Annotated in this window: 28 protein-coding genes; 21 read left to right on the forward strand and 7 right to left on the reverse strand. The window is 39.4% G+C overall.

Features of this window, described 5'->3' with window-relative positions; translation table 11 throughout:
* Positions 1-107 precede the first annotated feature (107 nt).
* From GGQ60_RS14105 to GGQ60_RS14120, 4 genes are all read left to right on the forward strand, one after another.
* Entirely contained in the window at positions 108-989 is an 882-nt protein-coding gene (locus GGQ60_RS14105) for a DUF4261 domain-containing protein (protein WP_183765478.1), read from the forward strand.
* Positions 990-1,040: 51 nt separating this feature from the next.
* On the forward strand, positions 1,041-1,811 hold the full coding sequence (locus GGQ60_RS14110; RefSeq protein WP_183765481.1) for a DUF2185 domain-containing protein: 771 nt from the start codon (positions 1,041-1,043) through the stop codon (positions 1,809-1,811).
* Between the two features lie 31 nt (positions 1,812-1,842).
* Positions 1,843-2,292 carry a DUF1572 family protein gene (locus GGQ60_RS14115; protein ID WP_183765484.1) on the forward strand — a complete coding sequence of 150 codons (450 nt, stop codon included), beginning with the start codon at positions 1,843-1,845 and terminating at the stop codon, positions 2,290-2,292.
* 114 nt (positions 2,293-2,406) lie between these two features.
* On the forward strand, positions 2,407-3,174 hold the full coding sequence (locus GGQ60_RS14120) for an archaemetzincin (protein WP_221235972.1): 768 nt from the start codon (positions 2,407-2,409) through the stop codon (positions 3,172-3,174).
* 34 nt (positions 3,175-3,208) lie between these two features.
* Here the strand turns inward: GGQ60_RS14120 and GGQ60_RS14125 are convergent, their stop codons facing one another.
* Positions 3,209-4,099 carry a hypothetical protein gene (locus GGQ60_RS14125; RefSeq protein WP_229685121.1) on the reverse strand — a complete coding sequence of 297 codons (891 nt, stop codon included), beginning with the start codon at positions 4,097-4,099 and terminating at the stop codon, positions 3,209-3,211.
* Positions 4,100-4,185: 86 nt separating this feature from the next.
* Positions 4,186-4,893 (reverse strand): DUF2490 domain-containing protein, encoded by a 708-nt coding sequence (locus tag GGQ60_RS14130; RefSeq protein ID WP_183765490.1) that lies wholly within the window; start codon positions 4,891-4,893, stop codon positions 4,186-4,188.
* A gap of 365 nt (positions 4,894-5,258) precedes the next feature.
* Between GGQ60_RS14130 and fabV the strand changes: the two genes are divergently transcribed.
* From fabV to GGQ60_RS14155, 5 genes are all read left to right on the forward strand, one after another.
* Positions 5,259-6,452 (forward strand): enoyl-ACP reductase FabV, encoded by a 1,194-nt coding sequence (gene fabV, locus GGQ60_RS14135; RefSeq protein WP_183765492.1) that lies wholly within the window; start codon positions 5,259-5,261, stop codon positions 6,450-6,452.
* A gap of 97 nt (positions 6,453-6,549) precedes the next feature.
* Positions 6,550-7,014 carry a GNAT family N-acetyltransferase gene (locus GGQ60_RS14140; RefSeq protein ID WP_229685122.1) on the forward strand — a complete coding sequence of 155 codons (465 nt, stop codon included), beginning with the start codon at positions 6,550-6,552 and terminating at the stop codon, positions 7,012-7,014.
* 210 nt (positions 7,015-7,224) lie between these two features.
* Positions 7,225-7,677 carry a cold-shock protein gene (locus GGQ60_RS14145; RefSeq protein WP_183765495.1) on the forward strand — a complete coding sequence of 151 codons (453 nt, stop codon included), beginning with the start codon at positions 7,225-7,227 and terminating at the stop codon, positions 7,675-7,677.
* Between the two features lie 504 nt (positions 7,678-8,181).
* Positions 8,182-8,868 (forward strand): SIMPL domain-containing protein, encoded by a 687-nt coding sequence (locus tag GGQ60_RS14150; RefSeq protein WP_183765497.1) that lies wholly within the window; start codon positions 8,182-8,184, stop codon positions 8,866-8,868.
* 98 nt (positions 8,869-8,966) lie between these two features.
* Positions 8,967-9,281 (forward strand): hypothetical protein, encoded by a 315-nt coding sequence (locus tag GGQ60_RS14155; protein WP_183765501.1) that lies wholly within the window; start codon positions 8,967-8,969, stop codon positions 9,279-9,281.
* A 370-nt stretch (positions 9,282-9,651) separates the two neighbouring features.
* On the opposite strand, the gene serS is transcribed toward GGQ60_RS14155, so the two are convergent.
* Positions 9,652-10,923: a serine--tRNA ligase gene (serS, locus tag GGQ60_RS14160; protein WP_183765504.1), complete on the reverse strand. Its 1,272-nt coding sequence runs from the start codon at positions 10,921-10,923 to the stop codon at positions 9,652-9,654.
* A gap of 98 nt (positions 10,924-11,021) precedes the next feature.
* Here serS and rsmI point away from each other — a divergent pair, with 98 nt between their 5' ends.
* The 8 genes from rsmI (at position 11,022) to GGQ60_RS14200 (ending at position 17,224) form a co-directional block, all read left to right on the forward strand.
* A complete protein-coding gene (gene rsmI / locus GGQ60_RS14165; protein WP_183765507.1) occupies positions 11,022-11,735 on the forward strand; it encodes a 16S rRNA (cytidine(1402)-2'-O)-methyltransferase in 714 nt (237 codons plus the stop codon).
* Positions 11,736-11,773: 38 nt separating this feature from the next.
* Positions 11,774-12,427 (forward strand): PH domain-containing protein, encoded by a 654-nt coding sequence (locus tag GGQ60_RS14170; protein ID WP_183765510.1) that lies wholly within the window; start codon positions 11,774-11,776, stop codon positions 12,425-12,427.
* A gap of 129 nt (positions 12,428-12,556) precedes the next feature.
* A complete protein-coding gene (gene lnt, locus GGQ60_RS14175) occupies positions 12,557-14,185 on the forward strand; it encodes an apolipoprotein N-acyltransferase (protein ID WP_183765512.1) in 1,629 nt (542 codons plus the stop codon).
* The gene (locus GGQ60_RS14180) at positions 14,178-14,639 is read left to right on the forward strand and encodes a DinB family protein (RefSeq protein WP_183765515.1); all 462 of its coding nucleotides are present in this window, start codon (positions 14,178-14,180) and stop codon (positions 14,637-14,639) included. The genes lnt and GGQ60_RS14180 overlap by 8 nt, the downstream gene beginning before the upstream one ends.
* A 5-nt stretch (positions 14,640-14,644) precedes the next feature.
* The gene (lspA, locus tag GGQ60_RS14185) at positions 14,645-15,151 is read left to right on the forward strand and encodes a signal peptidase II (protein ID WP_183765518.1); all 507 of its coding nucleotides are present in this window, start codon (positions 14,645-14,647) and stop codon (positions 15,149-15,151) included.
* 135 nt (positions 15,152-15,286) lie between these two features.
* Positions 15,287-16,036, forward strand: a complete 750-nt coding sequence (locus tag GGQ60_RS14190; RefSeq protein ID WP_183765521.1) for a M57 family metalloprotease — start codon at positions 15,287-15,289, stop codon at positions 16,034-16,036.
* Positions 16,037-16,235: 199 nt separating this feature from the next.
* Entirely contained in the window at positions 16,236-16,652 is a 417-nt protein-coding gene (locus tag GGQ60_RS14195; RefSeq protein ID WP_183765524.1) for an OsmC family protein, read from the forward strand.
* 119 nt (positions 16,653-16,771) lie between these two features.
* Complete coding sequence (locus GGQ60_RS14200) at positions 16,772-17,224, forward strand: hypothetical protein (RefSeq protein WP_183765527.1); 453 nt, start codon at positions 16,772-16,774, stop codon at positions 17,222-17,224.
* A gap of 86 nt (positions 17,225-17,310) precedes the next feature.
* On the opposite strand, the gene GGQ60_RS14205 is transcribed toward GGQ60_RS14200, so the two are convergent.
* Positions 17,311-18,951 carry an NAD+ synthase gene (locus GGQ60_RS14205; RefSeq protein WP_183765530.1) on the reverse strand — a complete coding sequence of 547 codons (1,641 nt, stop codon included), beginning with the start codon at positions 18,949-18,951 and terminating at the stop codon, positions 17,311-17,313.
* A gap of 48 nt (positions 18,952-18,999) precedes the next feature.
* Positions 19,000-19,674: a porin family protein gene (locus tag GGQ60_RS14210; protein WP_183765533.1), complete on the reverse strand. Its 675-nt coding sequence runs from the start codon at positions 19,672-19,674 to the stop codon at positions 19,000-19,002.
* Between the two features lie 29 nt (positions 19,675-19,703).
* Between GGQ60_RS14210 and gldB the strand changes: the two genes are divergently transcribed.
* From gldB to GGQ60_RS14230, 4 genes are all read left to right on the forward strand, one after another.
* Entirely contained in the window at positions 19,704-20,738 is a 1,035-nt protein-coding gene (gene gldB, locus GGQ60_RS14215) for a gliding motility lipoprotein GldB (protein WP_183765536.1), read from the forward strand.
* A gap of 47 nt (positions 20,739-20,785) precedes the next feature.
* Entirely contained in the window at positions 20,786-21,559 is a 774-nt protein-coding gene (locus GGQ60_RS14220; RefSeq protein ID WP_183765539.1) for a patatin-like phospholipase family protein, read from the forward strand.
* Positions 21,560-21,871: 312 nt separating this feature from the next.
* A complete protein-coding gene (locus GGQ60_RS14225; RefSeq protein ID WP_183765542.1) occupies positions 21,872-22,666 on the forward strand; it encodes a M12 family metallopeptidase in 795 nt (264 codons plus the stop codon).
* A gap of 75 nt (positions 22,667-22,741) precedes the next feature.
* On the forward strand, positions 22,742-23,659 hold the full coding sequence (locus GGQ60_RS14230; RefSeq protein WP_183765545.1) for a hypothetical protein: 918 nt from the start codon (positions 22,742-22,744) through the stop codon (positions 23,657-23,659).
* 57 nt (positions 23,660-23,716) lie between these two features.
* Here the strand turns inward: GGQ60_RS14230 and GGQ60_RS14235 are convergent, their stop codons facing one another.
* Positions 23,717-24,433 carry a 2-phosphosulfolactate phosphatase gene (locus GGQ60_RS14235; RefSeq protein WP_183765548.1) on the reverse strand — a complete coding sequence of 239 codons (717 nt, stop codon included), beginning with the start codon at positions 24,431-24,433 and terminating at the stop codon, positions 23,717-23,719.
* A gap of 74 nt (positions 24,434-24,507) precedes the next feature.
* Positions 24,508-25,587: a glycine cleavage system aminomethyltransferase GcvT gene (gene gcvT, locus GGQ60_RS14240; protein ID WP_183765550.1), complete on the reverse strand. Its 1,080-nt coding sequence runs from the start codon at positions 25,585-25,587 to the stop codon at positions 24,508-24,510.
* Between the last annotated feature and the right edge of the window lie 723 nt (positions 25,588-26,310).

The following is a 26,310-nucleotide window of genomic DNA, read 5'->3' on the forward strand; positions in this document are numbered from 1 at the left end:
ATCAGCATATTCTCCTTAAATAATACTACCCATCGTTTCAAGTAGATTGTATCATATATTTTAACAATAATATCTCCCACTATATCCAAAACATGCTACATTTAGGCATGAATTTATTCAACCGATTTAAAAAGAAAAACACGATAATAACAGCGATCGAACCGGTAACCGAAGATAACCAGCTCCAGAATTTCCCCGAAATGCTGATGACCAAGCTTTTATTTTCTGGCAAACCCAAGCTCAATGCCGATCAGATTTTAGCCGAACTCAAAAAGCACATCAACAATATAGATCATTCATTTTCTGTAAGCAGCCTTATTTTTTCCTTTCCAGATTATCCTGTTCAGCTGGCCGATGCTACCCTTCCTGCACAGCTCAACATCCTGATCCCGGACAGGGATGAAGCAGGAATCGGCCTTCCCGACACGGCATTTACGCAAAACTGGCACTGGCCAGAAGCGAACCAAGTGGCTCAAAACTGCCAGTACGAAATACTGATTACTGATTTAATGTCGCGAAGCTTACCCTATAAACAACGGGTAAACCTGTTTATGGATTTTCTTGCGGCCGTAATCAGGGTTACGCAACCCAGCGCGGTATATACCTTTCATGGCGATAAAATATTAAACCCGGCGTCGATTACCGGCCTTTGGGAAACCGATAAGGTGCAGACATTGTATGCCCTTTGCAATGTAAGGTTATTTAATATAAGCAACGATCCGCAAAAGCGTGAATTACTGATGGACACCATGGGCATGCATGCGTTGGGTCTCCCCGATTTCCAAATCAGGTTCTCTACTTTTAATGAAAACGAAATAGCCAATTTATTGTGGACTTATGCCTACCACATTTACGAATATGGCGACATTATTGAAGAAGGAGACACTATGGAAGGATTAGCAGGTTCGAAATGGAAATGTGTAAAAGAGGTTTCGCTGGTTGCACCCGAGAGAATGGTGATTAATATGATTCCGGATGAACAAGCCTAAAGGATTACCATCCCGCCGTTTTCTATTCCTGATCCTTCTTAACAACTAACAATGCAGCTATCTAAAAAGAAAAAAAAGCAGAACGAAAAAAACTTCGAAAATTTCCCTCCCATTGGGGGGCTCATGGTTTCTAAAATGATTGTAGAAGAAAACATAAAACCACGTTTTATGTACCGCGAAAAAAGAATATGTGCTGAAGATAGCGGCTGGAGGATTTTTAGCGGCTACGAACCTGAAGGATATGTAGACGATCCGCAGAACATTAAAATCTATAACCCCGCCACTATCCTTAAAATTGATTCCTCAATAGAAAAAATCTTGCTCAAAGGAGTGGGTTCGGCTTATGAACGGGTAGATGAACAGGTAAGCTGGCAAAAAATTACAGATTTCGAGTTGGAAGATAATTATATGGTTACCCATCAGTTAAGCGATAAATGGAGCATAAACATTAACAATCTCTTTGAGCGGATAGAAGAAAAGAATGGCCATTTATTGTACACTACAGGTGATAAGTCCGCCCGGCTATTTATTTGCGGCGAACAGGATCGAAGCAAAGAAGAAATATACCAGGAAAGGATACAGTTTATTAAAGATCGCGATCAATCGGTAGCCAAAACCTTAGATACCTTCGATTTTTCTGATGACCATGTTTTAAAAGTAGGTTATATGATTAATGAGCGGGATCACCACAAAACCTACCAAGTAATTTATGGTACTTCGATCATAGATCAGGAACTTCTAATGCTGGCCCTGTATTTTGATGATAAGAACGATATAGACTGGGCCATTGAAACCTGGAAGAGCATAAAGACATTCAAATAAGCTTTCTTGGGCACACTAAACTTTATAAACCATGCTGAACCAAACCCTAAAAAAATTATTTAACCGCGACCTGCATAAATTAAAAATCGAAATTGAATCGTATCAAAATGAGGCCAATTTATGGATCGTCGACCAAAGTATAACCAATTCGGCCGGTAACCTATGCCTGCATTTAATCGGGAACTTAAATACCTATATCGGTGCTACACTGGGTGGCAGCGGTTACATCAGGAACCGTGAGCTCGAGTTTTCTTTAAAAGATGTACCCCGTTATGAACTGATTGAAAAAATAGATCAAACCATAGAGGTAGTTAACCAAACCCTTGATAAATTAACTGTTGAGGAAATCGCCGCCGAATACCCGTTGCTGGTTCTAGAAGAAAAAACCTCAACCGAATATTTCCTGGTCCACCTGGCTACACACCTGGCCTATCACCTGGGGCAAATTAATTATCATAGAAGGTTACTGGATGCAGTTTAAATGATGAAACGGGCTGTAAAATCATTTTTATTTTATCTGAGTACAATTATCAGCTTGGGGGCGTGTAACAATGGCTCCAGCTACTTTAATGCAATAGCCAAAAACGATGTCACGTTGGAAAAACCACAAAAAGGCGACTGGCTTTTTAATCATCAAGAACGAATTCAGAGCCTGACCGCTTATCAGAGCAGTAGCCCACTTACCCCCAATAGACAATTAAATAAGATTTACCTTAAACCAATAGGAGAATTTTCAGCATTGGAATGGGAACAAATTAAGCTGACTCGCGAGTATTTAGAAAAATTTTTCCAACTCAATACAATATTACAATCCAGTGTGAACAGCAATGTTGTGCCTCTGCAAGCCCGACGTATAAGCCAGCAGCACGAACAACTCTTAGCTACCTATTTACGAGATACTATTGTAGCCATGGGAAGACCAAAAGATGCTATTACAATACTGGGAATTTCTGAAATGGACTTATATCCCAATGACAAGTGGAATTTTGTGTTCGGAATGGCTTCTTATGGTAAGGGCTTAGCCGTGAACTCAATTTACCGATTTCATCAAAAGCCGCTAACCAATAAACAATTTAATTTAAGCCTTGAAAGGCTTTTAAAAACAGCATCTCATGAAATTGGTCACATGTTTGGATTAATACATTGTATTGAAGCAAATTGCTTAATGAACGGTACCAACAGTTTAGCCGAGACCGACAAAAGTATTGCTAGACTGTGTTCAAAATGTCAACGAAAACTAAACTCGAATCTGAAATACGATAATAGAAAAAGACTGAAAGAGCTGGCAGCTTTCTTTAGTCAGAATAAACTTACTAAAGAGTTCAAACTAATAAATGCCGATTTAATTGTTTCAGGATATTAACAAAAAAGGAGGCTTAAGCCTCCTCCAATATCTTTTAAAACTGAACACCGATCTGCCAGATATTTTCAATGTAATTAATCTTCTGAGAAGCATGATCGTACTCATCCCAGCCAGTAGTATGTACATTTGTTAAATTAGTGGCTCCAAATTTTGTGGTATTCTGCAGGTAAACATTCTTCCAGACATAAAATTTAAGACCAACTTTAGCCGAAACACCATAACCCGAAATACTGAAATGGTTATTCCTTCCCTGGCCAAATAAGCGAACATCAGAGCGTGGAACCATCATTCCACCACCCAAACCGGTTTCCAAGGTTAGTGAAGTATTGCCGCCCGGTGCCACCCAGATATCATCATAACGTTCTACTTCAATATTTGCATAGTTAAATCCATCGGTATGCTCATAGGTGAGCATGTTTTCCTTCACATTAATAAACTGCCCGGTATAATCGCCGGCCAAATTACCGGTAGGTGTATCGGTAGGAGAGATATTGGAACCAATATGGCCTGTAATTGCAACGGTTTGTGGGATATCCATTACATATTTCATATGGTCCCAGCCAATAGAGATACTGTAATTATCTTTTATAAAATAACCTAAACGGATATTATACTGTGGCACGGTAATTAAACCCGGGTTCAGGTAATCCCAGCTTAATTTCGATTGCCTGTCGTGTGCAACTACATCTTTCAGGGTGAAATCGTAATTAGGCCCCTGAAACCTGATGTCGCTCTTGCCATACCAGGAACTATTGTATCCCCAGTGAAAATAAAAATCGCCTTTGCGCGAAAAATTCCGTTTATGCTCAGGGTTAAATAAACTTTTCGAGGCTGGCGTTTGGTTAGCCGAAGAGCTTCGAATTTCCTGTGCCTGCATCCGCTTGCCAAACAGGAGTGCTAAAAATAGAAGGGTAAATCGTTTCACGCGGCAAATTGAGCAAAAAGCAAGATCAATTACAATAGCTTTAACATTTTGTAAGAGTTGGAGTACAAAAAAATGACTTTAAATCATTAAAACCGGGTGTAAACAGCCAGCTGAATAATATTGTTAATGGTATTATTGTTCAGCCCGTGAGAAGCCTGATTCATATAACCGGCTTCCAGGTCAATTTTTTTCGAAAAACGGTATCCCACAGCAAGATAGGCCCTGTTCTGATCGAACACACTGTTATTGATTTGGTTCCTGTTCTGCAGGTTTAAGAAAATTTCGTTTTGCAAGGCTACAAAAGCACCTTTTTTAAAAACAGGTTGTGTTTTTTGTAAAGGCTGTATCAACCTTACGAAATAACGGAACCTTTGCGAAAATACATCTTCTCCGGTTCTGCCGATAAAGCGCTGCTCAAGCCTAAGCCTATGACTGGCAAATACCGAACCGATTTTATGGTTGTAAATATATTGTTCAAAAATACGGTGCTCGTGAAGGGTAAGATCGGTACTTCCTGCCACTTCGGTGGTTGTGGTCTGCCACAGGTAACCCAACGCAAGATTGCTTTTGTTATTGATAAAATATTGCACTGCGGGCCGTACCAGTGTATTGCGCACATAGCCCCAGTTATCTGCCGAACGGATCTGCAGATCGAACTGTAATCCCCACTTCTCATTAAACCTGGTATTGTTCAAAAACATAAACCAACCCGAATTTTGGTATTGGGTCTGCGCATATAGCCTTCCTGATGCCAGGACGAATACCATCGAGGCAAGTAATAATATTTTTCTCATAAAAAGATAAACCGGTTTTATCTGTGTGCTGCTAAAATAAAAGAAATATGTTAAAGTAGGAAGTCAGAAGTCTTGAGTCCAAAGTCTAATCTATAATGTCTATGCCCAACTTTGTATTCTCTGCTCCTTTGTGGTTAAATAAAAGCCGGAATCTCAATTTACAACAACAGATTTCCTGACTGCGTTGCACTCCGCCCGAAATGACGGTTGCGCAGAATCAACAAACTTAAAAATCTTCAATATTTAAAATTCATTTAAGGTTAAACAATTAAAAATATATCTTCGTTAAAGATTTGGACATTAAGGCATTCAATTAGCTTAAATTGTGCTTATTTTAACATTACAAAACGTAAAAAAGAACAAAAATGATTATCGAACCTAGAATGAGGGGCTTTATCTGTTTAACAGCACATCCCGATGGTTGCGCTCAAAACGTAAAGAATCAAATTGAATATGTAAAATCAAAAGGAGCTATCAATGGTCCGAAAAAAGTATTGGTAATTGGCGCATCCACCGGTTTCGGCCTCGCATCGAGAATTTCCGCTGCTTATGGTTCTGGCGCTGCTACTATTGGCGTATTTTTCGAAAAAGCCCCTTCACCAGGCAAAACAGCTTCACCGGGCTGGTACAACAGTGCTGCTTTTGAAAAAGAAGCACATGCAGCAGGCTTATATGCAAAAAGCATTAACGGTGATGCCTTCTCCAAAGAAATCAAAGCAAAAACGATCGAACTGATTAAAGCTGATTTAGGTCAGGTAGATTTAGTCATTTATAGTTTAGCTTCGCCGGTAAGGAAACACCCGGATACAGAGGTATTACACCGCTCTACCCTAAAGCCTATCGGCCACACTTATACCAATAAAACGGTCGATTTTCACACCGGTACCGTAAGCGAGGTTTCTATCGAGCCAGCTACCGAAGAAGATATTGAGAATACGGTTGCGGTAATGGGCGGCGAAGACTGGGCCATGTGGATCGACGCTTTAAAAGCAGAGAACCTTTTGGCAGAAGGTGCTACAACGGTAGCTTATTCTTACATTGGTCCTGCCTTAACCGAGCCGGTATACCGTAAAGGAACGATAGGAAGAGCAAAAGACGATTTAGAGGCTACTGCCTTTACCATTGGCGACAAGCTGAAAGATATTAACGGTAAAGCCTACGTATCGGTAAACAAAGCATTGGTTACACAGGCCAGCTCAGCTATCCCGGTTATTCCTTTATATATCTCATTATTGTACAAAGTGATGAAAGCCGAAGGTATCCACGAAGGTACCATCGAGCAGATCCAAAGGTTATATGCCGAGCGGTTGTTTACCGGTAACCCGGTTCCTGTTGACGAAAAAGGCAGAATCAGGATCGATGATTGGGAAATGCGCGATGATGTACAGGCTAAAGTGGCCGAACTTTGGGAACAGGCAACTACCGAAACTTTACCAGCTATTGGCGACCTGGCTGGTTACCGGTCTGATTTCTTGAGCCTGTTCGGTTTCGAAATTGATAAAGTAGATTATCAGAAAGAAGCCAATGAAGTTGTTGAAATTGAAGGCCTGGTTGAATAAACCACTGGCCTGTCGCCCTGAACCTGTTTCAGGGTCTCTATTATAAAAATACTCAACAAACGGCTGGCTTTTTTAGCCGGCCGTTTTTATAAAAAATATGATGCATTTCGATTTACAGCCCACATTAGAAGACGATCTGATTAAAATTGTCCCATTAAAAGAAACAGATTTTGAAGCCCTGTTTGCTGTAGCATCCGATCCCCTACTCTGGGAACAGCACCCCAATAAAGACCGTTACCAAAGGGATGTTTTCCAGAATTTCTTTAAAGGCGCTATCGAATCGCACGGCGCTTTTATCGTTTATGAAAAAGAGACCGGCGAAATTGTTGGGAGCTCGAGGTATTATGATCTAAATGCAGCAAACCATTCAATTGCCATAGGTTATACCTTTGTTGGTCGTAAGTTTTGGGGCAAAGGCCACAACCGTTCTTTAAAAACATTGATGCTCGATTATGCGTTCCGTTTTGTAGATAAAGTAATCCTGCACATTGGCTCAACCAACTTCAGGTCGCAAAAGGCAACAGAGAAACTGGGTGCTTTAAAAACAGGCGATTTGAAGTAGCTTACTATGGCGAACCTGCAAAACCCAATTTTATTTATCAGATTGATAAAATAAAATGGACAAACAGGTAAGTTTAGGCTATTTTTAAGCAATAACACATCCTTTATAAGCTGCTTCTCCCGATTAAAATCGTGTTTATGATTCTGTATTGTTATCTTTGTTTAATTCTCCATTCCACTCACCCTTCTAAAACAAAACAGTAAGTAAAATATGGCTAAATCCCAGGCATCATACAGTAAAAAAGAAAACGAAAAAAAACGGTTAAAGAAACAAAAAGATAAACAAGAGAAAAAAGAAGAACGCCAGGCGAACGCCAAAAAAGGTTTAACGCTGGAAGATATGATGGCTTATGTAGACGAAAACGGAAACATCTCTTCTACCCCACCTGATCCGAATAAGAAAATTGTAATCAATACAGAAGATATTCAAATTGGCATTTCGAGACAAGAAGACATCATCGACGAAAACCCTGTTAAAAAAGGAACCGTTACTTTCTTTAATGACAGCAAAGGTTACGGTTTCATTAAAAACACCGAAACACAGGATAGTATCTTCGTTCACGTAAATGGCTTGACAACACCGATTAAAGAAGGCGATAAAGTGACCTTCGAGGTAGAAATGGGCCAAAAAGGGCCAACTGCCGTTAAGGTTTCAAAAGTTTAACGGCTAAATACTGCGCCGGCAGCCTATCCAGGCTTGCCATAAAAATAAAATTCAACAGCAAACATGCTGTTGCGCTTGGTTTTATAATCCTGATAATTCCGTCTATTTAAGCATAAAACCTTGCGCACATTTTTTCTAGATCGGGAAAACACACCAGCATTTTATATGCTTCCTTAGCTGCCTGCTCTTTCTGTTGAGGTATAAGCCATGCGATTTTAATAAATTGTGCCTCATCAATGTTCAGGTTATTAAAAAATATTTTAAGGCTGAATTTAGTATTTACGGCTTAAAGAATTACTTTTCCGGCTTCTTTTTCCAAAACACATCCAGCTGAAAATAAGACAAATAGACGCAAAACAAACCTAAACAACATTAAATAACAGCCCTGCTGTAGCTATTTGCCCGCTGTAACCGTTATCAGTGAAAACAAAAAAATATTTAATCTCGGTGTGGAATTTGCATAGCATTTACATCTTTACAGTACACACAAAGAAAATTTGAATTATGAAAAAGTTAATAGCACTTGCATTAGTTGCATTTTTAGGATTATCGACAGCGATGGCTCAACAAGTAGATTTACGCAGAAAAATTAATGTTAGCGGTACCTCCGAAACTGAAGTAACACCCGATATCATTTACATCGGTATTTCGCTTAAAGAGTACTTAAACGGTAAGAAAAAAGTAGAGATTACTGAGTTAGAAAAACAGCTTTATGCTGCAGTTCAAAAAGCTGGTATTGCCAAAGAAAATTTAACCATCAGCAATTTAAGCAGCTGGAACTACGCAACAGAGAAAAAGAAAAATCCTGATTTTTTAGCCAGCAAACAATACCGCTTAAAAGTTAGTGATTTAAACAAATTCAATTCGATCATTGAAGCAATTGATGCTAAAGGAATTGCTAATACCAACATCGAAAGCTATGATTACAGTAAAATTGAAAGCCTGAAAAAAGAACTGAAAATTAAAGCCCTGTTGGCGGCTAAAGAAAAGGCTGCTTACCTGGTAGAAGCTTTGGGCGATAAATTAGGCAGTGTTATTGAAATACAGGATGGTGGCGACAATATTATACAGCCTGTTTACAGAAATTATGCGATGAAAGCTGAAATGGCTGATGCCGCCGGAGCCCCGGAAATTGATTTCAAAAAAATTAAGCTGAATTTTACAGTAAATGCCATTTTCGAGATTAAATAAAAATTTTAACACTTAAATAAAAGCTTTTTAAAAACCTACCAGAACATTTTGGTAGGTTTTTTGTTAGAAAGAGGTCGTAACACTAAAAAATTAATATTATGAAAAAATTCGTTTACATGTTAGCCTTGGTTTTCGCTTTAGGCATTAGTTTCAATTCAGTTCAGGCAGCTGATAAGCCTGCGAAAAATCCTACAGAATTAACTGCAGAACAAGCGGTAAAACTGGAAAAAATTAAAACCCGTGTTGAAGAGATCAGAGACATGGACAAATCGAACCTGACTAAAGCGGAGCGTAAGGCATTGCGTAACGAATTAAGAGAATTAAAGGGTCAGGCCCGTGCAATTTCCGGAGGTGTTTACCTTTCAGTTGGTGCCATCATTATCATCATCTTATTGTTGATCTTGATCCTATAATTAAATCACATCTACCTATATAAAAACAAAAAGCTTTGCAGTATTGCAAAGCTTTTTTTATGCACTTCTTAGGAAGTTTGCGATGGGTTATACGATGAAAACTTCGTAAGTCTTAGTCCTTGCTTAGCTATTGAAGCTTTTCATGTGCCTTTACCTTCAAAACTTCGTTAGTTACCCAACTTGATCAACTACGTAAGTCATGGGCTTTACAACTGATATCAGGTAATTAAAAATGCATTTCGTCATTTGAGCCGGAATATGGGCAAGCCGAAGCAATCTATTCTATAATTTATGGTCAAAAAAGGTTGCTTCACTCCTGCGCAAAGCCTTCTTCTGTCCGGAATGATGAAATTAAAACCCAACTCCCACCTTAATCAATCATATCAAATCCGGTATACTTCACTAAAGCATCCGGAATTTTAATACCGTTCTCGGTCTGGTAATTCTCTAAAATCGAAGCAACAATACGAGGCAAAGCCAATGCGCTTCCGTTTAGCGAGTGTGCCAACTGTGCTTTTCCCTCTTTTCCTTTAAAACGCAGCTTTAAACGGTTAGTCTGATAAGTTTCGAAATTAGAAACTGAAGAAACCTCTAACCAGCGCTCTTGCGCCGCGCTCCAAACTTCCATATCGTAAGTCATGGCTGAGGTAAAGCCCATATCGCCACCGCATAAACGCAATACGCGGTAATGTAGGCCCAACTCCTGTAAAAGCGACTGTACATACAGGCTCATATCTTCCAGGGTTTCATAAGATTGATCAGGATGTGTAATCTGTACCACTTCTACCTTATCAAACTGGTGTAAACGGTTCAAACCGCGTACATGTGCACCGTAAGAACCGGCTTCTCTACGGAAACAAGGCGTATAGGCCGTATTTTTAATGGGTAAGTCTTCTTCCTTAATAATAACGTCGCGGTACAAATTGGTTACCGGTACTTCGGCTGTTGGGATTAAATATAAATCATCAATGGTTGAGTGGTACATCTGCCCTTCTTTATCAGGCAATTGCCCGGTTCCAAAACCCGAAGCCGCATTTACGAGGTGCGGCACCTGCATTTCTTTATAACCCGCAGCAGTAGCGTGATCTAAAAAGAAATTGATCAGGGCACGCTGCAGCCTGGCGCCTTTTCCCTTATAAACCGGGAAACCTGCACCGGTTATTTTAACCCCCAATTCAAAGTCAATAATATCGTATTTAGCTGCCAGTTCCCAATGTGGCAAAGCCTTACTGGGCAGTTTTGCCGGTTCGCCATGCGTAAGTACAATTTCATTATCCTCAGCAGTGGAGCCCTGTTTTACCAGATGATAAGGCAGGTTTGGCAGCTGAACAATTAAGTTGTGCTGGGCTGTTTCCAGTTCGTTTAATTTATCGCCCAGGTTTTTAATATTTTCCTTATGAGAAGCCGTTTGTGCTTTAATCGCCTCAGCTTCGTCTTTTTTACCTGCACGCATTAAATCGCCAATTTGTTTGGCTGCTGCATTTGCTTCTGCAGAGATACTATCCAGCGAAGTTTGAGTGGAACGGCGTTCTTCATCAATTTTGATGATTTCGTCTACCAGTTCTGGTTGTTTAAAATTACGTACACTTAAACGTTCTAAAACTTTCTCTCTATTTTCGCGGATATAGTTAACTTGCAGCATTATTTAATTTTTTAAGCAAAGATAGCAAGAGTTTGGAGTTTGGGGTAAGGAGTTTGGAAAAAACTGCAAGCCTTTAACTGTAAACCGCAAACTGAAATATGGATGGCAAACTATTTCTTGTACCTACACCAATAGGCAACCTGGAGGACATGACCTTCAGGGCAATCCGGATTTTAAAAGAGTGCGATTTGATTTTGGCAGAAGATACCCGCACAAGTGCACCCATGCTTAAACATTTTGGCATTGATAAACGGGTTTTTGCGCACCACCAGCATAACGAACATAAGGCCACTTCAGAAATTATCAGGTTTTTAAACGAAGGGCAGCAAATTGCCCTGATTTCGGATGCGGGTACACCAGCTATTTCCGATCCGGGTTTCTTTCTTGTACGCGAGGCCATTAAAAACAATATTGCAATAGAATGTTTACCAGGTGCAACTGCTTTTGTACCAGCTTTGGTAAACTCGGGTCTCCCGGCCGATTCTTTTTGCTTTGAAGGTTTTTTACCGGTTAAAAAAGGCCGGCAAACTAAATTCAAAAAACTGGCTGAAGAAGAACGTACGATCATACTTTATGAAAGTCCGCACCGTTTATTAAAAACTTTAGAAGAGTTTGCCCAATATTTGGGTGCTGAGCGGCAGGCATCGGTAAGCAGGGAGCTGACCAAAATGTTTGAGGAAACCGTAAGGGGCACTTTGGCCGAAATAAAATCACATTTTGAAAACAATACTTTAAAAGGAGAATTTGTAATTTGCATAGCGGGTAAACCGGCAACAAAAAACAAAAACAAATATGATGATGCCGAAGATTAGCATCTGAACATAACCACACATCAATTTTAAAAAATATTATGATTAGTATAGATAGATTTCTGAGCGACGAACAAGACCCTAAAGCGGTTGAAAAGGTGATTGGAAAATTAAACGATCTTTTAACCAATGGCGAAGAGCTTTTGTATTTAGCTGTGCAAAAAAAACCGGCCGTAAACCTGCTGCCTGATAGCATTGCGATTTCGAACAAAAGGATTTTTTACTGCGAGCCGGGCAACCTGGGTTTAACCATGAACTTTAAAGACATTTCCTGGAAAAGCATTAAAGAGGTTTCGTTTAAGGAAGAGTTTTTCGGGTCTAAATTTATTTGTGTACCACAGCATGGCGAAAATATTGTAACCGAATTTATTCCGAAGGTACAGGCGCGCAAATTGCATCAGGCCGCAAACCAGCAACTGGAAGAGTATAAAGAAATGCTGCGTCAGCAAAAGTTGGAAGAAAACAGGGCAACAGCCTCTCCGATCAGTTTTAATGCACAGCCAGTAGCCGAAATTCCGGCTTACGAACCAGCTCCTGAACCCGAACAACCGGTTATCCAGATTGCCGAAGTGGTAGAAGAAGCTGAAGACGAAACAACTTTGAAATTACGTAAGCTTAAAACTTTGTACGATAAACACCTGATTACACAGGAAGAGTATGAAGCCAAAAAAGCAACTATTTTAGATAGCTTATAAGTAAACCCCTGTCATGCTGAGGCAAGAAGCATCTTTAACATAACCGTACTGCACTTACGTTAACAAAAATAAGGTCAGTTTTCTGTCGCATAGAGACTCTTCCTGCGTCAGAATGACAAGTATTCTTATATGAAATCTAAACAAACCTACTTCCTCGCCCTCTTAAGTGCATTTTTACTGTGGCTGGCCTGGCCGCCTATGCCATTTACCACTCCCTTACTATTAATCGGTTTGGTACCCCTGCTCATCGCAATAGATCATATTGCCGGCAGTAATTTCAAAAAAGCAGGCAAAAGGGTTTTCCTAACTGCGGGTTTAACTTTCTTAACCTGGAATACCGCGGCTATTTATTGGGTTTACAATGCCATAAGCGCCTATAATAACCCCATTGTGGCTATTCCGGTATCGTTAATCCCCTATGGTTTAGGCGCGCTTTTAATGACTTTTTCGGTTTGGCTCTATTACCGTTTGGGCAGGTATGTGAATAAAACGGTTGCTTATATCGGCCTGATTTCCTTTTACATTGCACTCGAATATTTGCAGCAAACCTGGGACCTTGCTTTCCCCTGGATGACTTTAGGCAACGGATTGGCAGGCATGCACCAGCTGGCACAGTGGTACGATTATACCGGGGTTTACGGCGGGTCGCTCTGGATTTTAACCAGCAATATCCTTGCTTTTGAAGCTTACAAAAAATTAAAATCTCAAACTGGCTATTTAAAGTACAGGTCTTTAGGTATCTGGGTAGTAGTGGTCATCATTCCGGTGACCGTATCATTAACCAAATACTTTACAGCCGAACAGAAAGGAACACCCAGCAATGTAGTAGTGGTGCAGCCGAATATTGATCCTTATCAAAAGCTCGAAAATATCCCGCCTGCTGAACAGATTAAAATTTTAACCCGTCTTTCTGATTCGATCGGGCAAACCAATACCGAGTATTTCATCTGGCCTGAAACAGCCATTCCTAATTATGCTGATGAAGATAGGATCAGAAGCAATAATGATTTCATTAACCTGCAAAGCTTTTTATCAAAGTACAAAAACGGCACATTGATTACGGGTATAGAAAGCATCAAAATTTATCAGGATAAAAAAACCATCACCTCAAAATTTGATAACCAGCAGGGTGTTTACTTTGATAATTTTAACACCGCCATGCAGGTAGAAAATTCGGCAAACGTGCAGTTTTATCATAAATCTAAATTGGTACCGGGTGTAGAAAAAATGCCCTTTCCAAAGGTGTTTTCATTTTTAGATGGTGTTTTTGCACAATTAGGCGGAACAGTTGGTGGCTGGGGCTGGCAGGATAAACCCAGTGTTTTATATGCCCAAAGCGGTATAGGTGCCGCACCTGTTGTTTGCTACGAAAGCCTCTGGGGAGATTGGATTGGCCAACAGGTAAAAGATGGTGCACAGTTTATCGCCATCATTACCAATGATGGCTGGTGGGGAAATACTTCAGGTAAAGACCAACACGAAATGTATGCTAAACTCAGGGCCATAGAAACGCACCGCGATGTAGCACGCTCGGCCAATACCGGCATTTCGTGTTTCATTAACCAGCGTGGCGATATTACCCAAAGCACCAAATGGTGGACAAGAACCGCCATCAAAGCCAACATTAACCTGAACGATGAACTAACCTTTTACGCGAAGAATGGGGATATTATTGCCAAACTTCTTAGCCTGGCAGCCATTCTTTTAGCTTTGATTATTCCGTATAGAAAATGGATCAGGAAACCACGCCATGCTTAAACAACAATACGAATACGTTTTATCTTCCAGAAATACCCTTTTAACTTATATCAGTACCATTTCCGAACAGGATTTCTTAACCGATAACAGTTCATTTGGCCGGGGTTCTATCCGGAATTTACTGGTCCATATCTGTCAAACCTACTGTGCATGGATAGGCGAAAGGGCTTTAGGCATTAAACAGGAATTTTTACCTTTCGAAAATTACCGGACCTTAAGCGATTGTCTGAGCTATTTTGCCCAGGTAGATGAATATATTGGCTTATTTACCGAAAAATTTAAAGGAAATGAACTGCTGCAAATTGAACTGCAAAGAAATGGGGGATCTTTAATCGTAAATCCATTAAAGCTGTTTACCCATGTGATTACGCATGAATTTCATCACAAAGGACAAATCATGTCGTTAAGCAGGCATTTAAGCTACACGCCGGTTGATGCCGATATTATCAGATAAAAAATATGCAAAAAATAAAAACCTTACGCTGGTCAGTATTGCTCTTATTATTAGCCTTAAATTTTGGCTGCGACCAGATATCCAAAAAAATTGTCCGCGCCAAGATCAGCGATTACGAACACATCAGCATTATTAAAGGCCGTTTTACTTTAACCAAGGTAGAAAATACCGGTGCGTTTTTAAGCTTAGGGGATGAAATGCCTTATATTTTCAGATTAGTCATTTTAACAGGACTACCTCTGTTATTTTTGGGCTATGGCTTATATTTTCTGTTTGCCAAACATCATTTACCAATGACGATGCAAATTGCTTTGTGCTTTCTGATAGGTGGCGGTATAGGCAACCTGTATGACCGGATAGTACATGGATCGGTGACCGATTTTATGCATATGGATTTTTACCTTTTTCAAACAGGCGTTTTTAATTTTGCTGATATTTCGATTATGATCGGGATCGGAATTTTGCTTGTCCAGTCCATTAAAAATAAAGCAGTTCAGCAAGAAATAGATTAGGCACATCAATATCGTAATAGACTAATTAAAAATACAAACTTATTTATTAAATATACATATTTGTATTTTTTGTATTATATTTAGCTATACAATACCATTTACAACCTATTACGATCTAAACTAAAAACCTAAACTATGAAAACCCTATTAAAAAAAGTGGCTTTGATCGCATTGCTATCAGCGATCATCATCTCCTGTAAGAAAAAAAATGAAATCCCGGCCGAGTCCGAAATCCAAACTACCCAAAATCAAAAAGTTCTTGCTTACATCAAAAATCTTGGATTTACGGATGCGCAGATTGTAGAAAGTGGTGATAATTATGTAGTTGACGGAGATATTGTATTCAGCAAGAAAATGGAAGTTCCGGCAGATTACGGAAAAGCAATAACCGAACAATATTACAATGGTTACATTGTAACCAACAGCACCAACATCCGCGTTAAAATCGATCCTTCGATAACCAGCATGACCAGCGAAATCAATTCTGCAATTAACCAATGGAATACAGTGCCAAATTCAAAACTAAAATTTGTGATCACAACCGGTACTGTATACGATATCCTGATTAAAGTGGATAATACCATCGGAAGCTCTACCTGTGGACAAGCCTATTTATCAACTTCAAACGGTAAAGCCGGTAATACTATTTGGATCAATCAGGCCCTCATCCAAAACAATTCTTTTGCACAGCGCACAAGAACCATTACGCATGAATTTGGTCATACCATTTCATTTAAGCACACGAACCAGTCTACCACAATTAATGTTCCCGGTGTTGGCGGAACAGACGCACTATCGCTCATGAATGGCGGGCAATGTGGAAGCGGTGCTACTGTTTTATCAGCAAAAGACAAACAGGCTACCGCAGTATTGTATCCTTTATAATTAAAAATCAGATAAAATAACCTAAAAGATCGTAATTAAAAAAGGAGCTGTTTCAAAGAAACAGCTCCTTTTTTAAAACACTTTAAATAGGATTTTCAACTGATTTGATACAAGAATTTCTTAATGAAGAATTATCATCTTTTAACCAAACATATCTTTATCTTTAGCTGTTAACAATTTAAAAAAACAAAATCTGATCATGAAAAGAAACGCAACAGCCGTATGGCAAGGTTCTATTAAAGAAGGTAATGGCAGTATCACTACGCAAAGCACGACCTTAAATAATACTCAGTATTCTTTTAATTCACGCTTTGCAGAGGGTGTTGGTACCAATCCTGAGGAATTAATCGCTGCGGCACACGCAGGCTGTTTTACCATGAAATTATCAGCTAATTTAACTGAAGCAGGATTTACAGCTGATAAACTGGAAACCAAATGTGAAATTAACCTGGATCCGTCAAAAGGTGAAATCGTAGAATCGCATTTAACTTTAACAGCTTCTGTACCTGGTTTAACACAGGAAAAATTTGATGAACTGGTAGCAGATGCAGAGAAAAACTGCCCGATCTCTAAATTATTGAATACAACCATTACGGTTGATGCTACTTTAGGATAAGAATATCTTTAACCAATAAGCGTCATTTGGGAGCATTTGCAAACCTCAGATGACGTTTTTTTTTGCATTAAACCTCAACACTTTGTTAAAAATATATAACTTAGTAAAAACGCAACTCAATGAAGGGATCATTCTTATTTCTCGGCACTATATTATGCTTAAGCAGCTGCATCCGCATTGGCAGCAAAAAAGAATTGGTAATCAACTCTGTTCCTGCTGCCAGCTCCTCTCATTTAAACCTTACTGCTGTTTCGGAGGAAGAACTTTTTCACATAGCCTGCTTTAATAATGATACAGCTCTTGTAAAGATCGCTGTAGCAAAATTAACCGAGCAGGAAAACCTATTTCATGTTGCCTGCTTTAACACTCAAGTAACGATAAGGAAAATTGCTGTTGATAAACTAAAAGATGAATCCAACCTTTTCCATATTGCTGTGTTTGATAAAGATGCTGCCACCAGAAAGCTTGCCGTAAGCAAAATAAATAATGCGCTGCACCTTAACCACATTATTGCAAATGAACAAGACGGTGAAATCAGGAAGTTGGCACAAAATCAGCTTCAGCAGAATTAAACTGCCCTTTGGTAAGCCATTGAATAATCCCGACAATTGAACAATTTAACATTTCAACAATTTAAACTTTAAAACCTTTCAACCTTCTAAGCCATATACTTCCCTACAATTGGCATTCTCCTTCCCATACCAAATGCTTTAGGCGATACCCTTAAAATGGGAGGGGTTTGGTAGCGTTTAAATTCTGCAATATTAACCATCTTTAATATGCGCTGCACCAAAGCTTCGTCGAAACCCTGTGCAATAATTGCTTTGGATCCTTGTTTCTTTTCAATATGCTGGTACAATATTTTATCGAGGATTTCGTACTCCGGCAGGGAGTCAGAATCTTTCTGATCAGGCCTCAATTCTGCCGAAGGTGGTTTAACAATGGTATTAAGCGGAATAATTTCTTTTTCCTTATTGATGTACCTGGCCAGCTCAAAAACCTGCATTTTATACACATCTCCAATTACCCCGATAGCGCCGCACATATCGCCATATAAAGTACCGTAACCTACCGCGCACTCGCTTTTGTTCGAGGTATTCAGTAAAATATAGCCAAATTTATTACTCATGGCCATGTTAATAATCCCCCTGATCCGGGCCTGAATGTTTTCTTCTGCAAGGTTAAATGGTAAACCTTTAAAAGCTGGTGCCAAAATATGGTCAAAAGCGTCGGCAACTTCTTTAATCGGTACAATTTCGTGCATACAGCCAATATTGTTAACGAGGTCTAATGCATCCTGTACCGAATGGTCTGAAGAAAATTTGGAAGGCATTAAAACTGCCATTACATTTTCTGGCCCTAAAGCACGACAGGCCAGTGCACAAACCACAGCCGAATCAATTCCCCCAGACAAACCTAAAACCGCTTTACTGAAGCCTGATTTTCTGAAATAATCTTTAATCCCCAATATCAACGCATCATGAATCTGCTCAATATCTGTTAATCTTTCTGCTTTTGGGTATTTATTATGCACACTTTCAATCTCATCTAAATCAAAAACCTGGAGATCCTCCTTAAAATATTTCATTTCGGCCTTCATTTCCCCATCGGCATCAAAAACCAATGAACCGCCATCGAAAATAATTTCGGTTTGCGCCCCCACCTGATTTACGTAAAATACAGGCAAATGGTATTTTTTAGCATTATCTGCCAATACCTGTATGCGCTCATCATCGTGCGTATAAGAAAAAGGAGAAGCCGCAATATTGATCATTACATCAGGCTGCTCTTTAATCAGTTCATCCATTGGATTTGATACATACAACGGATTGTCGTTGATATTCCACAAATCTTCGCAAATGGTTAAGGCAATTCTTTTACCCTTAAAATCGATACAGTTAAATTGTGTGGCAGGTTCGAAATAGCGGTATTCATCAAACACATCGTAAGTTGGCAACAATGCTTTTTTAACAATGGCCTTAATTTTTCCTTCTTCTATAAAATAGGCTGCATTAAACAGGTCTTTTCCCTGCAATACTTCATTTTTAATTGGCAGACCAACAATGCAGGCAATGCCTATACAATGTTTGGCTATTTCCTGGGCAGCAGTTTCGCACAATACGATAAACTCGTCAAACTCCAAAAAATCTCTTGGTGGATAACCACAGATAGCCAATTCGGCAAAAACAACCAGATCAGCTCCTTTATCTTTGGCCAGTTTAATATTTTCGGTTATTTTTTGGGTATTGGCCTCGAAGTTTCCGATATGGTAATTGAGTTGTGCTAGTGCTATTTTCATGTTTATTGTGTCAAGCAGTGAGTATCGAGTATCAAGAGAATATCCGGATTAAAAGAATACGCCAAAATTAAGTGCTAAATAATGATTTCTAACATCTCTGGCTTTATCTGTTACAATATTAGTAAAACCGTTATTAAAAGTTAATCCGGCTACAATACTGGTATTTCCGGAAACATCAAACTCACCACCGCCACCAATGATTAAGCCGGCACGGTAAAGTTTAATATAGTCTGATACGTTTGAATTATCGCCAACAACCATCCCACCCGTTACAGCATCCTGTTTTGCACTGATATTGAACGAGTTAGATAAACCAAATTGCCCATACCACCGTTTACCATCTGCTTTTATGGTTTTCAACTTCACCGTTAATGGTAAATCTATGTACTGCAATTTATATTTTAGATCGTAAGCTTTCGGTGCGGTACTGCCGCTGTTTGCGTAATAAGGCAATACGTTGGCCTCAGTACTTTTACCGTTTATCGATGTAATGGTTAGCGCAGTAGCAAAACTGTAATTAGGGGCAAAATTGAAATCGCCTATCAATCCGTAAGAAAAGCCTAAAGCCACACCATTGGTTTTTCCCTGTTCGGGTTTAATCCAGCCAAAAGTTGGTGTAGCGGTTAAACCTAACCTAAAGCCGTAATTGGTTAAAGAGTAATTTTGTGCCCACGCGCCAAAGCTTAACAGAGACAAAATTAAAATGGTCGATATTTTTTTCATGCTATGCTGTTTATATATATTTGTTCTACATGATGTATAACGTAAAACAGTGGCAAATTTATCTAATTTTTCTTTTTGCCATGGCATTTATTTCCTGCAGGCAAGGTAACCGGCCTGATGTAAGTAAAATACAGGCGGATCTCAGGATCGAAAGATTTGATAACGAGCTGTTTGCAGGCAAAAACAAAAACGTTACCGGGGTCGACCAACAGCTTCGTTCTAAATACGGGGTATTTTACGATGATTTTATCCACCGGATACTCGATAGCAGGTATTCCAGTACCGAGTCGCTGGCCAATTTATACCGCGACCAGGCCTATACCGATTTAACCAAAGAAGTGGACAGCGTTTTCCCCAACCTAAAACCACAGGAGGAAGGCTTAAATGAAACCTTTAAATACATAAAATATTACTACCCCAAGGCTAAAATCCCGAGGTTTATTGCTTTTGCTTCTGGTTTTGCTTATCAAATGCCAGTAGGCGACGGTTACCTTGGCATTGGCCTGGATATGTTTTTGGGCAAAGACAGTAAGTTTTATAAGGCCATTGTGCAAAGTGTACCCTTATACCTTTCGCGAAGATTCAGCCCTGAATACATTGTACCCCGTGTTGCCGAAACTTATGCACACGAAGAGCTTTTTACCGAACCTGATGAAAACAGGACGCTTTTATCAAAAATGATTTTCCAAGGAAAAATATTGTACTTTCTTGATCAGGTTTTGCCGGAAAATATAGGCGATTCGACTAAGATCGGCTATACCCAGCAACAATTGGATTGGGTGCAAAATTTTGAGGGCGACATTTGGGCATATTTTTTGGAGAACAGCTTTCTGTATGAAACCGATTACCAAAAGATCCAGGTATTTTTATCAGAAGGACCTTTTACACCGGGTTTAGGAGAAAACAGAGATTCGGCGCCAAAATTGGGCGTATGGGTTGGTTGGCAGATTGTACGGAAGTACATGAAAGAACATCCAGATGTTACCCTGCAGCAATTGATGGCCGATAACGATACACAGAAAATTTTAAATCAATCAAAGTATAAACCAAAACAACGGAAGTAGTTAGCAGTAGGCCGTTAACCAGTTCAAAAACAATTAACCCAGAAAAAATGAGAGTTGGCATTGTATTATCAGGCGGAGGTATCAGGGGAATAGCACATTTAGGTGTTTTAAAAGCCTTCAGTAATTTGGGCATTACTTTTAGCCACATCAGCGGAACCAGTGCAGGCGCAATAGCAGGTGCATTTTTTGCCGCTGGCATAGATCCGGAAGAAGGTTTGAATATTTTCTTAAAAACCAAACTCTGGCGCTTCGTCCGGCCGGCTGTTGGGTCTTTGGGCTTGATTAATATTGAGAACACTGCGTTAATTTTAAAAGAATATTTCCCTGATGATACCATTGAGAAATTAAAGATTCCGTTAACCATCGCTGCTGTAAATTTTAGCGAAGGCCGCTTGGTTTATTTTACCAAAGGGCCACTCATCAGGGCCATTCATGCCTCCAGCTGTATACCAGGCATTTTTAAACCCATTATGATTGATGGCCAGATGTATGTGGATGGCGGCATTTTAAATAATTTTCCCGTTGAACCCCTAATGGAAGATTGCGATTTCATTATCGGCTCCTCTTGTAACCACCTTAAACCCGTTGATAAAATTACAGGCATAACCAATTTAATGGGGCGTGCAGGAATTATGTCAATCAACCATGATATGGAAAGAAAGGCAAAATTCTGCAACGTGCTGATCGAACCAAAAGGTTTAGGCGCCATTAGCACCTTTGATATGAAACGCGCTGAAGATATTTATTGGCTGGCGCACGAGGAAGCCCTGATTACCATTAAAAATAGCCCTACCATTTCCGACTTGATCACCAAACCCTAAAAAACTAAGATGGATATACTCAAATTCAAGTAGTATTAATACTACTTGAACAGTACAATAAATTAAGAATTTATCATAGTATTACAAATACACTTATGAAATAAAAATATTACATTTCCCTTGGTGGTTATATAATATTATTTTACTTTAGGATTATACTTGCAGCAGCAGGTGTATTAACCTAAACGTCTATCTATGTTTTTTAGTCTGATTATTCTTTTTCAGCACAGAAGAATTCCTGTTTTTACGATCTTCTAACTTGATTTTTTGTCAAATACAGATCATTAAATTTTTACCTAAAAAACCTAAAACATGAAATTCTTAAAATTAAATAAATCCCTGCTTACCGCTCTCGCATTAATAACCGTATTATTCGCCTGCAAAAAGGAAAAGCCAACAGAAACAGCAGATTTGCAAAAACCAGAAACCACAGCTGTTAACCCGCTAGGCGACATCCACATCTGTACAGAACGGTCCTTAGATGGTACCACCCCAAGAGGCGCCGTTTTAAAATCAACAAAATGGACTCCCGGAACCACTATAAAAGTGAGTTTAAATGGAAGCACAGCAGCAATCAGGGCAAAAGTGATCCAATATGCCAGGCAATGGGAAAATTATGCTAACATTAAATTCAATTTTGTAACCAACGATAATACAGCTAAGATCAGGGTAAGCTTTGTTAGTGGGGATGGATCTTGGTCGTACATAGGAAAATCAACACCAAGCACCGGAGCGACCATGAACTTTGGTTGGTTAACTGCAAGTACAGCCGATTCTGAATATAGCCGTGTGGTCATCCACGAATTCGGTCATGCCTTAGGCTTGATTCACGAACACCAGCATCCATTAGTGGCTATTCCTTGGGATAAACCTGCGGTTTACGCTTATTATGCTGCTGCACCAAATTATTGGAGCCAGGCAGATGTAGATAATAACTTATTTGCAAAATACAGCACTACGCAAACCAACTATAGTGCTTATGATAAATATTCGATCATGCATTATTCAGTTCCAAACGAATTAACCATAGGCGATTTCGAGGTGGGATGGAATACCGTTTTATCGCCTACCGATAAATCATTTATCGCTACAGTATATCCCTTTTAGGAAATAAATTATTCAACACATAGTGGTTTAAATGACCACTATGTGTATTTTGCTGTTATAAACTTAAACACAGGTATGCTGATCGCTTTGCGCACTTCCTTTATCAAACAATTTCTGGCCTGCTTAACGCTCATTTTATTTTACCAAAACGCATTTGCACAAGATAGTCGTCAAAAATGGGAGCTAAAGCCATACGTTGGCATTCAGCAATCCAAATTTAATTGGTCTATTGCAGGGAATGCAGACGGCACTAATCCGGATATCTTATCAGAATTGATCTGGAAAGATCTTAAAGGGGCTGATTTCGGTTTAGATATCAAATACCATATTACCAGTCGGCTCAGTATTAAGGCCACCAACCAATACAGCACCATAACCAAAGGTGAAGTAGAGGATACCGATTATGCAAATGATAACCGGCAAAATGCTTTTTATTTCGATCTGCTTAATGCAAATAAAGGTTATTTGTACCATGGAGGGCTACAACTCAGCTACCAGCTATTAAAGTTTGGGCAATTTAGTACTCATCCGATTATAGGAGCTTCATACCATCAGCAGAAGTTTTTCCTGTTGGAAAGTGCAAATAATCCCGACAGCAAAGGCTTAAACTCTACCTATGAAGCGAGATATAAAGGTTTCGATTTTGGTGCAGAATTTGTTTTTAAAATGCAGAAATTTAGCATAGGCGCCACGTTTTTAGGCGGTTTTTATACATATTCGGCAAAAGCCAACTGGAATTTAATTCCTGACTTTGCTAAACCTGTAAGTTTTACACATAAAGCCAATTCATTTTCGTTAAATGGCGGCATCAACCTGGCTGTGCCATTAAACAAATGCTTGCAGGTAGAGGCTGACTATATGATCAATAACATCAACACCTATTCAGGTGTAGATAAAGCTTTTTTTAATAGCCGCCCAACAGAGGAAACTCAATTTAATGGTGCAAATTTCAGAAAAAATGCAATATTGCTCGGCTTAAAATTTAGTTTTTAGATTGACTTTACATAGCTCATTGTCATCGCTGAAAACGAAGACTATAACCAGAAGTTTTTAATTTTTTAGGGCCACCAGGCGTTCGCCCTCCAATACCGGAATTGCTTTGCAAACATTTAATTGCAAACAAAAAACAACATCCTCTTCAATATTTAGTTGTGCAAGGCGATGACTATGAGAAGATTTGCGCAGGTATTGCCGCAGGTCATCTTTAGCTAACAGGTATAAATCTTCTGCAGCTACGCTCGAATCATCAAAATGTTCAAAGTTTTGACGGAGTTTGTTTACAACTGCACCTGCAAACAAGGTATCTTCCAGGTTAAACTGGTCTTTCCAGCCGGCACATAATAAAAGTACATTTTTATCCTGGCTTTGCAGATAAGTACAAAGTGAATCCAGATTAAGAAACGATCCGATTACTACCTGAAAAGCATGCTTTTGTGCCAAATGCAACGCTTTGGTTCCATTGGTTGTAGTAAGGACAACCGTTTTTCCGCCAACTTTTTCTTTTGTATAGGAGAAAGGCGAATTACCAAAATCATATCCGGTTACCACTTCTCCGTTTCTTTCTGCAGCCAATAAAAATCCACTTTCGCGATAATTTAAACAATCCTCTACATGAGCGACCGGAATAATCGCTTCGGCACCATTATCGATCCCATAAGTAATAGAGGATGTAGCCCTTAAAATATCGATCACGACCACAATGCTCTGCTCGATATCGTAAAGGTTAATCAAAGCGGGCGTTAAACAAACTTCTATTTTTTTTGACATACGTGGAGTTTCGAGTACTAGAGTATCAAGTAACAAGACAAATTTATCTCACTACTTGATACGGGCTACTCTATCTATTTATAAAAAGGAAATTTAACCACTTTTGCTTTAATCGGTGTATTGCGGATGCTGATGAAAATTTCAGTTCCTTCTTTCGTAAAATCTTTAGCAACGTAACCCATGCCGATTGCTTTTTGCAATGATGGGGCTTGCGTACCTGAGGTTACCCTGCCAATTACATTTCCGTCAGAATCAACAATTTCGTAATCGTGACGCGGAATACCACGATCGATCATTTCGAAACCAACCAGTTTCTTTTGAATTCCTGCTTCTTTTTGCGCCAATAACGCCTCTGAGTTTGTAAAAGATTTAGAAAACTTCGTAATCCAGCCTAACCCCGCTTCAATTGGCGAAGTAGTATCGTCAATATCGTTCCCGTACAAACAGAAACCCATTTCTAAACGTAGTGTATCACGCGCACCCAAACCAATTGGTTTAATATTTTGTGCTTTTCCGGCTTCAAAAATGGCATCCCAGATCTGGTTTGCGTACTGGTTTTCGAAATAAATCTCAAAACCGCCCGCACCGGTATAACCTGTTGCTGAAATTACTACGTTTTCAATGCCGGCGAAAGTACCTTTAACAAAGGTGTAATATTCCATTGAAGCCAGATCAACATCGGTTAAGCTTTGCAAAGCCTCTGCAGCTTTTGGTCCCTGAATCGCCAACAAAGAGGTTTGATCAGAAATATTGTGCATTTCAACCCCTTCGGTATTATATTGCTGGATCCAGTTCCAATCTTTCTCGATGTTGGATGCGTTTACTACCAGCATGTAGGTAGTATCGTCTATTTTATAAACCAAAAGGTCATCTACAATACCTCCGTCCTCGTTTGGCAGACAAGAATATTGAACTTTTCCATCATATAATTTAGCGGCATCGTTACTGGTTACACGTTGGATCAGATCCAATGCTTTTTCTCCTTTAAGGATAAACTCGCCCATGTGGCTCACATCAAAAACACCCACACCGTTACGAACAGTTGCATGTTCAGCATTAATACCTTCGTAAGTAACAGGCATATTATATCCTGCAAATGGAACCATTTTAGCGCCTAAAGCGATGTGTTTTTCTGTTAATGCGGTGTTTTTCATCCGTGAATTCTATTTTTTTATGATAATGAAGCAGTTTTAGTTTGTTTATCAGCTTATTAAGCTGCAAATCACATTGTATTTTGCACTTATTTTTTCTGAGCGCAAAACTACTAAGAAAAAGACAAAATTTTGAGGTTAATTTCAAGTGAGTTTTTTAGGCTGAAATCCGTTTAACCAAGGCATTACAAGTCCGCGGGAATCATGATTTTGTGTTTTTATTTTAATACATAACACGCAATAAGAAACAAAGAGCCTGCTAAGCGAAGGAACCCTTGTTCATAAACCCGATTGAGCGGAATAGCCCGCATCCCGATTTTTTCATCGGGAGAGGACTATAAGCGAAAGCGGGACTGCAAACCGCCAAGAACTACAAGCCGATCATTTCCCATTCCTAAAATTATTTTTTTAAGGAGCGCAATACTAGTACAAAACAGCAACTTTCCTCCCATTTTACGCTTATACGCTTTCCCGAAAGTTCGGAATACCTCGTTGCTGCAGGGTAACGCTTCAACCGGGGCTAAATGGCCAGTTCAGCATTTCATTTTTGAAGCTGCGAAGAATGAAATGAAAAGTGGGACTACATGCGGTCAAGGGTAACTAAACGCTCATTTCCTAATCTCATTCTCTGAAATGCCAACCGATAGGATAAATAAAGAATTATAGTACGTGGAGACACAGACCATGATAATGACGATCCAGTTGAAAATATTAAAATCTTTCCTG

This window comes from Pedobacter zeae, assembly GCF_014196715.1.
In the GTDB taxonomy this organism is placed as follows: domain Bacteria; phylum Bacteroidota; class Bacteroidia; order Sphingobacteriales; family Sphingobacteriaceae; genus Pedobacter; species Pedobacter zeae.